Below are 10,748 nucleotides of genomic sequence, written 5' to 3' on the forward strand. Positions count from 1 at the left end.
AAAAACAATGGCAGACTTAAATCAAATAACAGTTAACGTAAACGATATTATTCCTCCTGATAACTTTGCGACAGTCGATGCAGGTTCAAAAATTGGCTCTGTGTATACAAAAGAGCAGGACAACGCTTGGAGAAAAGAAGTTGAAGCAGCTACGCAATCGGGAATTAAAGGCGAGGCAATTCCTTCAACAATTCCCACGCCTTGGGCTTCTGGGCAACCAGACTTGTATGAAAAGTATGATGTTAAAGTAGCGGGTACTTTTACAAATTTTAAAGATTCCGGAAATAATTCTATTGTAATATCATCTGGTAATTTAAATGGAAACTTAGTTCAGTTATGGGTGAAAAATGGAGTTACTGAAGTAAACTTAAAAGCAATGCCTCAAGCTAAAAAGAGCATTGTCAATTTCAGTGACATTCCATCGGGCGATTTTCCTCTTCAAAATTCTGGAAGTGAGAAAGTGCAAACCATTAATAATGGTGGTTTATTTCAGCTTAAAGATGGAGAGATTGCTACGATTTTAGATGTGCCTGGGGATAGCTATAAATGGAAATTCTGCGATGGATCCGATAGAATATTTAATGTTAAAAATTGGGGTGTAAATTTAATCACAGGAATTACGTCAGGATACTGGGGAGTTACCAACACCGCTCAGCATAATAGTAGCACTCAGTCAAAGACTAATATGATTACGATTGATTTTACATCATTCGTTTTATCGGGCGTTACAGCAGCACAAATTACAGCCACGGGATCAGCCTTTAACATTCGCTATTATAAAGCTGATGGTACAATGGTATCTACTCTTTATGGTACGGATTTTAATATTCCAAATGCTGTTGCAGGTGGTTGGAGATTCATCCCGCCTGCTGATGCTAAGTTTGTTGCTGCTTCTTTTAATAATGGTATGGCAGCTACAATTGTTTTAAAGACAGGGGAATTTGTTGGTCAAGAAACTGAATATAAGTTTAAGCTAGATTTAATACCTGATGGAACTTTTTTAAAAAAATCTGAAATTATAAATGTTCCAATCGAATTAATAAACCTATTTACCTCTGGATACTTCAACAGCTCTGCAACAAACAAAACTACCATTACTGCATCAAGCTCTATATACAGAACTAATTTCGTAAATGTAGTAAAAGGCAGTAAGTATATAGTTCAAAATATTGGAAATACGACATTGGGCTACAATCCTTTTATCACTTTTTTTGATATAAATGGCGATGTGGTGGGTAGAATAAACGGTAATGCTTTGACTGTTGTTACAGGTGGTTATTCGTTTATAGTTCCGAATGATGATAGAATTATCGAGTGCGTGTTTACGGTAAATGTAAATGAAAGAACATTATCTGTTAAAAAAGGAAATAGCGTGACAGAGGTAAATTACGGATTATTAAAACCTGAATTACTTCCTGAATCAACATCTCCTGTTGTTGATAGTTCGGGAAGTGTTGTGGCTTTGGATTTCTTCAACAGGGGAAATTCACCTTTACAGATTATTACAAAAAAGAAAGCGTTCTTAATCATCGGACAAAGCAATGCGCATGGAAGAGCTGATTCGGTAGAGCAGCCGCAATGGTTCATAGACTCAGGAAGGATTTTGCCTTATGTGAAATTCACAAATTCATCAAATGGTGTTTTCTCTAATTTTAACCTCGCAAGTAACGATATGTTTGCGTTTGATTTAGAATTATTTAAAAAAATAAATACAAAAATTTCTTCTGATTTTTATGCAATAAAACTTGCGGTCGGAGGTACTTCTATTTCGACCTTATCAACTGTTTCTTCGGGATATTGGACGCCAAAATTTGAAGACATACCAACAGGCAAACGAAAACTTTCATTGGAATTTAAAACTATGATATTGAATGCTATTAAAACAGCAGGAACAGAATTTGAAATCGTGGGGGTCTTAATGCATCAGGGAGAAAGTGATAAAGTTGACGTAGATAATTATTACCAAAATTTAAAAAATGTTATATCATTTCTTCGAGGGGTCGTTAATAATCCTACGCTACCTTTTTTCTTGGGCGGAATTTCGACAAAATCAACAGATTGGAGATACGGAGTTGAGAATGCAAAGGTGCGACTTGATACAGAGGATGCATATGTACATTACGTGCCTGTTACTAATGACATTTCTCTTTTGAAATCTGATGTTTTACATTTCAATGCTGCTGGAAATTTGGATTTGGCAAATAGTTTTTTTGACAAGATGGTCACTACCACATTGATTTAAGTTTTAATTCAACTTTATTAATTAATTAATTAATTAATTAATTAATTAATTAATTAATTAAAAATGAACAATATAACATTATATAGAAACAGCTCACCTCTTTTCAATTTAGTTGAAAGAGGGAAGCGTTCTGTTGAATCAGCGGCAATAAGTAGAGCTTTGCTTTCTGATGATACATTAACCATCCGAATGAAATCAAGTTCTGTTTTAGATATAAAAATCAATGACTACTTTGTTCTTTTTGGCTCAATTTACAGGCTGAACGCTTTGCCGAATGTCAATAAAATCAGCGATACAGAACATGAATATGATATTATTGCTGAGGGATTGATGTATGATATGAAGCGTTGCAAGTATTTCAACGCTGACGGAACTGGGCAAAAATTCAATTTAGAATTTCCCTTAATCGGAACTATTGAAACGTTTTTGATTTGCCTTAAAAACAATATGCAGAGGCTTTCTTTGGATTGGGAAATAGGGAATTTTACCAATGGAGAAACCAAGACAATAACTTTTGGTGATGATTCTTGCCTTTCGGCTTTGCAAAAAATTTGCGATGAATTTAAAGTAGATTTTTGGGTAAAAATTGAGAATGATAAGATCGTGATTCATACAGGGGATTTCGGGAGAAAACTACCGCTGACATTCGAATATGGAAAGGGTAAAGGATTGTACGGATTAAACCGCTCAAATGTTGACGACAACGATATTATCAATAGGCTTTACGTTTTAGGTGGTACCGAAAACATTCCCAACGGCTATAGAAACTTCTCAATGAATTTAATGTTACCGACTGCTGATTTTATTGAAGATCAAAGTTTAATTGCAGGATTCGGATTGAAAGAAGGCTCAATCACATTTGATGAGATTTACCCTAAAAGAACTGGAAAGATTTCCGCTTTAGGAGATACAAAATTCAAGTTTGTTGATAGTGGGATGGATTTCGATTTGAATGCAAAAGAAACGGATGGAGTTACCACGAAATACCTGATTGCCGGAACATCGGCAAAAATTCACTTCAATACAGGAAACTTTGCAGGATATGAATTTGAAATAAAAAAAGGCGGCTACAGTCATGCTTCAAAAACTTTCGAGATAATTCCATTCACAAATGATTCTGGCCAGAAGTTCCCAGATGTAGATTCTGAAGCTTTCCAATTTGCTTTAGGTGATGAATATGTGATCTTGGATATCGTCATGCCACAGACTTATATTGATAAGGCTGAAAATGAATTATTGGTAAAAGGACTTGAACAGTTTGAACTTCATAAAAATGCAAAAGTTTCTTATGATTTGGAAGTGGATGAAAACTACATGGAAAAAATAGGTGTCGGAAACTTTGATATAGGCGATTATGTGACTGTTTTTGATTCCGATTTAGGTATTAATAAAATGCTTAGGATAAATTCAACGACTGTAAATTTCATCGAAAATGGAAAATATAATCCATTTAGATACAAAGTTACAATTGCTGATTCTTATGAAATCAATTATGCTTCACAAGTAGTTTTGGACGTGAAAGAAATTAAGAATATTCTTTCGATTACCAGCCTCGGAAATATCAACTATTCAAAGCTTGGATTGAAAACTACTCAGGAACTTCAAAATCTCGCTTTTGATACTGATGGTTATTTCTGGCCGGAAAACATCAAACCCGAATCCATTGAAACTAATATGCTTTCTGTTGGGGCAAAATCCCAGCAGGTAAGTTGTTCAGTAGTTTTTGAATTAATGGTTGACGGAAATAAAAACAAAGTCAAAGCAAATGCAGGTGTGATCTATTCGCAAACTTTCGATAAGACTTGGAATATTGCAGAAAACAACGTCGTTCTTTCCGATGATGAATATCGATATGTTTATGCTGTTTGTTCAAAAACAGGAACAGATGCGATAATCGAATTTACTCAAGAACAAATAAAATTCGATGATAATGTTAATGATTTTTATTTTTTATTAGGTCTTTTACATCCTGTTTTTGAAGGGCAAAGAGTCCTTTCCATTAATATCGGAACTACTACGATAAACGGAGGTCTTATTCGTACAGGAATCATTTCTTCGTTGGATATGCAGACTTACTTCAATTTAGATACCGGAGAAATAAAAGGTAAAATCAAGTTTCTAAATGGCTCTGATGGATTTACTTCTATTGATGGCGGATTACTAATGTCTCAAATTATTGAGGTTGGAGATGAAACCGAAAGAAATGCCTTTATTTCAAGCATTACAGATAATGGTGATGAAAGTATAAGAATAGGAGCAGGTGCGCCATATTCCGATAAAAACAATGCACCTTTCCGTGTTTTAGATAATGGTAAAATGATTGCTGAAAATGCTGAGATTAAAGGGAAAATTAATTCAACCGAAGGTAATATTGGTGGATGGCAAATAACGCCAAAATCATTAACAAGCCAAAACGGAGAGTTATTTTTTGGAACAAGGGATAATTCAGGTGATTTAATTGATGGTCTTGTAATAAGTGCTGATGTTAATCAAAATTCTCAAATCTATAGTAATTTCAAAATTAGAAGCAATAAAAACTTAGGTTCAAATAATATAAATGAAGCAGCTTCAATTTTAGCAACTGGAAATAGTATTTTAAATACTGGATTGAGCTTGAATGCTTTTGGAGGCACTGTAAACAATGCACTCGAAATAGGTTCCGGATTCTTGTTTTTAAATAATATCGATTCAAACGGCTTTAAGGGCATTAAGGTATATGTGCCTCATTTGGCGGGAACGTTACAAGAGGGATTTTCAGGTCAAAAAAATATTGGGGGAACAATTTGTCATTTTCAGAATGGACTATTCATCGGATAATAAAACATCAACAAAAAGATAATGATTAAACAATTTGTAATAAACAATTTGATGTCAATTCACTCTGGTGGAATTGCTGGCAAAATGTGGTCATCTTTTCAATTGGCAATGGTTCCGGCTGTAGGGTTGACTATTTCTGAAAGGATTACAGGATGGTATTTGGAAAGCTATGTTTTCATTTTTGTTCTTGGATTAGCTTTGATTGCTGATTTAATTGCGGGAATCTGGAAACATATGAAATTCAACACTTTTTCGCCAAGGAAAATGATTACCGGATTTTCTCAAAAAATAGCATTGGTAATTCTTGTTTACTTTCTCACCGAAGCTTTTATTCAGATAATTTCAGATGCAGAGCTTGACAGCATCTACTTTAAAGTAGCCTCTAAAATAATGATATTCATTTATCCTGCAGGAAACGCTTTGGTGAATATTGGAATCATAACCGATGGTAAATTCCCACCATTGGCATTTTTAAAGAAGTTTGAAAAATTCAACAAAACATTAAATATTAATGATCTAAATCTAAAAAACAATGAAACAGATATTAATTCTGATTCTGCTGAGTAGCTTAATATTCAGTTGCAGAACAAGGCAAAAATCAGTTTCCTTTACAAAAGAAGGCAAAACTGAAGTTATAAGAGTGAAATTAGATTCTGTAAAAGAGGTATTCAAAAAAGAAGATTCAAAAAAGATTACAGATCAAAACACGCAAAACAAGAAGGAAGACTTTTCAGGAGATATTATAATAAAAGGGAAAAGCGATTCTTTAAATCCTTTAGTTTACCATAATATCATAGGTAAAGATACTATTCAAAGTATTTCTATTATAGGTAATGCGGAATATTCTATCAATAATCAATATAAAAAATCTTATGAAGAAAATCAGCAAACCAAAAAAGAAGAATCAACAAATATCATTCAGGATTTAGCGAAGACGGCAGTTTCAAAAGAAACTATAAAAGATGTCGCTTCTGCTGTTTCTGAAGAAACGAAAAAAATAAAAGCAAATGGCCCTCAAGCAGGAACTTGGATTGTCATTACAATCGTTATCTTTTTTTTAATCTTCATCTTTTTCACATATAAATATTTTAAAAAATGAAAACATTAACAGAACAAGACTATATTAATGCAGCCAAAGAATTAGGCTGTGAAGTTGCAGCGATTAAGGCGGTTGCAGAAGTTGAAAGTCGAGGCTTAGGGTTTCTTCCATCAGGTGAACCCAAGATTCTTTTTGAACGTCACCGATTTTATAAATACACAAATGGAAAATATGCTATTTCAAATCCAGATATTTGTAATAAGATTCCTGGAGGATATGGCAAAGAATCTGAACAGCATACAAAATTACAAAAAGCATCATTGTTAAATCGTGAAGCTGCTTTAATGTCTTGTTCTTGGGGAAAGTTTCAAGTAATGGGTGATAATTGGCAGAAACTAGGCTACAAATCGCTTCAAGAGTTTATCAACAAAATGTATGAGTCAGAATCTCGACAACTGGATTCGTTTGTGCGCTATATTAAGAATTTCGGTCTTCTGAATCATATTCGAAATAAAAATTGGGCAAAGTTCGCTTATCTGTATAATGGTTCTGAATATGAAAAGAATAAGTATGATGTTAAAATGGCAGATGCTTATAAAAAATACTCAAAGTAAGTTTAACCCAAAGATGTCTAATTTTACAACTTTGGGTTAATTAAAGTTATTGATTACCTAGATATATTCCAGGCATCGGACTAAACCCGCTAGTATTAATCTTTAAAAGATTATTAATACGTTCTTGAATATCTTTGTCTGTATCTATATCTTTAAGCCAATTTTTAACTGCCTCAATAATTGCTATACAAAACATTTTTACATTTAAAAAAAGAACATTATCTATTTTTATTTTATGAAGATTCATTGTAACGAATGAAATTTTATCAAGAGTTTCTTTAGCTCTTTGTTCGGAAATATCATCATTTGCTTCATGTAGGAAAGAACACCTTAGAGCATAACAATCATTAGCTGTTAAAAAAATATTTAATTCTCCCTGTTGATTGGACTGAAAATTTTCTTTTAAATATCTGTCAAACCATTCTATAAATCTAACGGACGACTTTTTCATGGGTGATTCTAATTTTCCACAAATATCTGGTAATGTTAAAGCTACAGTTAAAGCTGCATAATGATTGTCATTTTCGAAAGACAGCTCGATTGACTTTATTAATTGTTGTATCGTATTCATAATATTAGTTTTGCACTAATATAGAAATATTTATTAAATTTACATAGCCGGTTTTCGAACCGATTAGAATTCTTTTTAGGCTTCCTTTTTTTTAGGGAAGCCTAAATTTTGGTATATAATTTGAATAAGAGGTTTTACCATCCAACTATTATATATTTCAAATTTCAAGAGAGCTTCCAACATCAATCCGGAAGCTCTCTTTTTTTATAAAAAAAAGTATGGCATGTAAATTGTGGATTTAAAAGCAATTACTTCATATAATTGTTTGACAATCGACCTCGCATTTGCGGGGTTGTTTTTTATACGTCATGTTTTGTCGCATTAGACATTCATTTTTGCTGTGGATAAGTTTTAAATATCTGTATTTAAAAACGACATAACTTTGCAAAATGGAAGATGGTAATTTAGAAATATTTAAGTTAGACAATGCTGAGTCATTGATTTTGAAGCCTTTAAATGAAAGCTTGAAAGCAGGTGGTTATGGCTCGTTTCCCAGTGCAGCATTGGATTTTCCCGATGATAGTATTGATTTTTTAAAGCTTTTAGTGAAAGACCCAATCACTACTTTTCCGGGTAGAATTTCAGGTGATTCCTTAAAAGATATTGGGGTTCTTGATGGTGACTGGTGCCTAATTCAAAAGGGAATCGAAGCAAAGCCGAATGATATTGTAGCTGCAATTATTGAAAATCAGTTCTTCATTAAAAGATTTAAACCAAAATATGATGAGAATAATCAGCTTCAGGAATTAAAATTGAAATCAGAAAATCCTGATTTCTCACATTTCGACATTAACGACGAAACTGAATTCTTTTTGTGGGGAGTGGTTACGTGGACTTTTAGAAACTGGCGAAAATTATGATAGCATTAATTGATGGCAATAATTTTTACGCATCGTGCGAACGAATATTTCGGTATGACTGCCGGGATAAACCTGTTGTTGTATTATCTAATAATGACGGTTGTGCTATTGCCAGAAGTAATGAAGCCAAAGCTTTAGGCATAAAAATGGGTGAGCCCTATTTTAAAGTTAAACATTTCGAGAAATCAGACGGGCTTTTCGTTTTCTCCGCAAACTTTGTCCTTTATGGAGATATAAGCAATAGAGTAGTTCAGATTGTTAAGCGATATTGTAACGACATTGAAGTTTATTCAATCGATGAAAGTTTTCTTTTTTTAGATGGATATTCAGATCCAGAAAACAGAATGAGAGAATTAAGAAATGATGTTTTTAAAGGTCTTGATCTTCCTACAAGCATTGGAATTGCACCGACAAAAACGTTGGCAAAAGTTGCGAATAAAATAGCAAAGAAATATCCTGAAAAAACAGGATCTGTTTATAATCTCGATTCTGAAAAGAGAATCCAAGCTGCATTAAAATGGTTTCCTCTTGAAGATGTTTGGGGGATTGGAAGAAGATATTTTGAAAGATTTCAAAAATATGGAGCCAGAACAGCATATGATTTTACGCAATTACCAGACGATTTTCTTCGTGATGAAATGGGTATTTACGGGGTACGAATGAAAAAGGAACTGTTGGGAGATCAACAGTATGGATTGACTATTCAGGAGCCAAAGAAGAACATTGCTACTACCCGGACATTTGACAAAGGTAATTCAGACCCCGATTATGTGGCTGAAAGAGTTTCTACATTTGCTGCAGAATGCGCAAGAAAGCTTAGGGAACAAAATTCTTGTTGTAAGCATGTAACCGTATTTATTATGACGGATCGTTTTAAGATGGATCAACCTCAATATTCTAATTCATTCACGGTTACGCTTCCAAATCCAAGTAATTCAACAATAGAGATTTCAAAATATGCAAAAATAGCATTAAATAAAATATTTGTTGATGGTTTTAGATATAGAAAAGCCGGAGTGATAACTGGAACGTTCGTGCCGGATAATGAGAGAATGACAAGCATGTTTGAAGAAGATTTACACGTAAAACATGCCCCTATAATGAGTACAATGGATTTTCTAAATAAAAAATTAGGCACTCACAAGGTAAAACTTGCATCAATGGATATTCAAAAAACATGGAAGATGGATCAAAAACATCTGTCTCCAAAATACACTACTTCATTCACTGAATCAATCGTTTTAAAAGCATAAATTGATTAGCATATATTTTGTACATTTCGAAAAAATTAGACCCCATGTGCTACAATTTTAATTCAAAAGGTGTAAATCTCAAAAAGGCTCTTCAAGACTTAAACGCTGAAGATTCTGATCAGGAATATTCTTTACGAGATAATGTGAATGCATTTGTTAAACAAACAGTGCCTTCAGTTCCGGCAATAGTAAATCATAACGGGATAATTTTGATTAATACTTATTGGGGAACTCAGGAAAACCCAAATGCGCCAACTAAAGGCAAAAACCTGCAGTCCGAAAACACACATACATTTTACCGAAAGATAGAAAAGAATCGATGTTTGATTCCAGCAAGCTCTTATTACGAACATAAAACGGTATCGGTTCCTGGAAAGAAAACCCCTGTGAAGCAAAAGCATGAAATGTTTTGGAAAGATAAAGCTCAGTTCTACATTGCTGGCTTTTACGATATTTGGTCTGATGGAAATTTAGGCTTTGGATTGGTAACTACTTTGCCAAATCCAACTCAGGCAGAAATCCATAATCGAATGATAATTACTTTAGATGAAAAAATGGGAAGAGAATTTCTTGATCAAAAACCAATTGAAGAGTTTCAATTTCCAAATTATTCGCCAAATTTAATGTTTGAAAATTTAGAACCCGAAAAAACTCCTCTAACATTATTTTGATATGGACTTAAATAATGATACGATGATTATTCTGCAAGATATGGCAGAAGACTCTGAAAACTTAAGCGAGTTGTACTATGATATGGTTGGATTTATCCAGTATCAGGCAAATCAAAAAGAAATTGAGTTCGATGGATTTTTCAAAACTAAATGGAAAATCGAAGCCGAGCATCCGATGACATTTGATGAAAAGTATTTTGAAGATGAAAATAGAAGTGAGCTTTATGTTTATTTAGCCGCTGAAAAAGATAAAGATGTTTTATCATGGCTGGAATATGCATGGAATTTAACTCATGAAGAAAAACTAACAGAAAATATACTTCATCGAGAAATATATTTATTGAAAGAAAAAGGAGTCAGTTTTTGACTCCTTAATTTATTTCGGTAACATTATCATTCTTGCATTAGGGCCAATTCTTATGGCGATTTTCTTTTCATCTGCCATTCGTTTTAAAAACGCATTCCTTACCTCAAGTGACATATTTAATATATGGTCAAAATCAGCAAAACCATTTCCATTATTCCCGCCCGTTTCATTATGTTTCTTCTGTACTATTTCTAATATTTGACGTTCTAATTCTTCGTTTTCCATGAGGTAAAGATACTGAGAAATTAAAACGATACTTTAATTTTATTCCTCATTTTTAGGTTTGAAATTCCTGCCGACACCTTGTCGGATTA

At 33.3% G+C, this 10,748-nt stretch carries 11 protein-coding genes; 9 read left to right on the forward strand and 2 right to left on the reverse strand.

Annotated features, from left to right (window positions below):
- The first annotated feature begins 7 nt into the window (after positions 1 to 7).
- The 5 genes from AB671_RS06070 to AB671_RS06090 all read left to right on the forward strand — a co-directional run bounded on the left by AB671_RS06070 (position 8) and on the right by AB671_RS06090 (position 6,712).
- The gene (locus AB671_RS06070; RefSeq protein WP_066674270.1) at positions 8 to 2,242 is read left to right on the forward strand and encodes a sialate O-acetylesterase; all 2,235 of its coding nucleotides are present in this window, start codon (positions 8 to 10) and stop codon (positions 2,240 to 2,242) included.
- A gap of 63 nt (positions 2,243 to 2,305) precedes the next feature.
- The gene (locus tag AB671_RS06075) at positions 2,306 to 5,059 is read left to right on the forward strand and encodes a phage tail protein (protein ID WP_066674268.1); all 2,754 of its coding nucleotides are present in this window, start codon (positions 2,306 to 2,308) and stop codon (positions 5,057 to 5,059) included.
- Positions 5,060 to 5,110: 51 nt separating this feature from the next.
- Positions 5,111 to 5,626 (forward strand): hypothetical protein, encoded by a 516-nt coding sequence (locus AB671_RS06080; protein ID WP_082987243.1) that lies wholly within the window; start codon positions 5,111 to 5,113, stop codon positions 5,624 to 5,626.
- The gene (locus AB671_RS06085; RefSeq protein ID WP_157444147.1) at positions 5,592 to 6,158 is read left to right on the forward strand and encodes a hypothetical protein; all 567 of its coding nucleotides are present in this window, start codon (positions 5,592 to 5,594) and stop codon (positions 6,156 to 6,158) included. The genes AB671_RS06080 and AB671_RS06085 overlap by 35 nt, the downstream gene beginning before the upstream one ends.
- Positions 6,155 to 6,712 (forward strand): N-acetylmuramidase family protein, encoded by a 558-nt coding sequence (locus AB671_RS06090; protein WP_066674258.1) that lies wholly within the window; start codon positions 6,155 to 6,157, stop codon positions 6,710 to 6,712. Before AB671_RS06085 ends, AB671_RS06090 begins: the two co-directional genes overlap by 4 nt.
- Before the next feature lie 46 nt (positions 6,713 to 6,758).
- Here the strand turns inward: AB671_RS06090 and AB671_RS06095 are convergent, their stop codons facing one another.
- A complete protein-coding gene (locus AB671_RS06095) occupies positions 6,759 to 7,283 on the reverse strand; it encodes a hypothetical protein (RefSeq protein WP_066674256.1) in 525 nt (174 codons plus the stop codon).
- A gap of 389 nt (positions 7,284 to 7,672) precedes the next feature.
- On the opposite strand from AB671_RS06095, the gene AB671_RS06100 reads away from it, so the two are divergent.
- Genes AB671_RS06100 through AB671_RS06115 form a run of 4 tightly spaced genes read left to right on the forward strand, consistent with a single transcriptional unit; the run spans position 7,673 to position 10,434 of the window.
- Positions 7,673 to 8,143: a LexA family protein gene (locus tag AB671_RS06100; RefSeq protein ID WP_066674252.1), complete on the forward strand. Its 471-nt coding sequence runs from the start codon at positions 7,673 to 7,675 to the stop codon at positions 8,141 to 8,143.
- Positions 8,140 to 9,396, forward strand: a complete 1,257-nt coding sequence (locus AB671_RS06105) for a Y-family DNA polymerase (RefSeq protein WP_066674250.1) — start codon at positions 8,140 to 8,142, stop codon at positions 9,394 to 9,396. The genes AB671_RS06100 and AB671_RS06105 overlap by 4 nt, the downstream gene beginning before the upstream one ends.
- 44 nt (positions 9,397 to 9,440) lie before the next feature.
- Complete coding sequence (locus AB671_RS06110) at positions 9,441 to 10,067, forward strand: SOS response-associated peptidase family protein (RefSeq protein WP_066674247.1); 627 nt, start codon at positions 9,441 to 9,443, stop codon at positions 10,065 to 10,067.
- Between the two features lies 1 nt (position 10,068).
- Positions 10,069 to 10,434, forward strand: coding sequence for a hypothetical protein (locus tag AB671_RS06115; RefSeq protein WP_066674244.1), 366 nt, complete (start codon positions 10,069 to 10,071; stop codon positions 10,432 to 10,434).
- Positions 10,435 to 10,443: 9 nt separating this feature from the next.
- On the opposite strand, the gene AB671_RS06120 is transcribed toward AB671_RS06115, so the two are convergent.
- Positions 10,444 to 10,659 carry a hypothetical protein gene (locus AB671_RS06120; RefSeq protein ID WP_066674241.1) on the reverse strand — a complete coding sequence of 72 codons (216 nt, stop codon included), beginning with the start codon at positions 10,657 to 10,659 and terminating at the stop codon, positions 10,444 to 10,446.
- Positions 10,660 to 10,748: the final 89 nt, after the last annotated feature.

Origin of the sequence: Chryseobacterium sp. BGARF1 (assembly GCF_001677955.1) — a bacterium.
Taxonomy (GTDB): Bacteria; Bacteroidota; Bacteroidia; order Flavobacteriales; family Weeksellaceae; genus Chryseobacterium.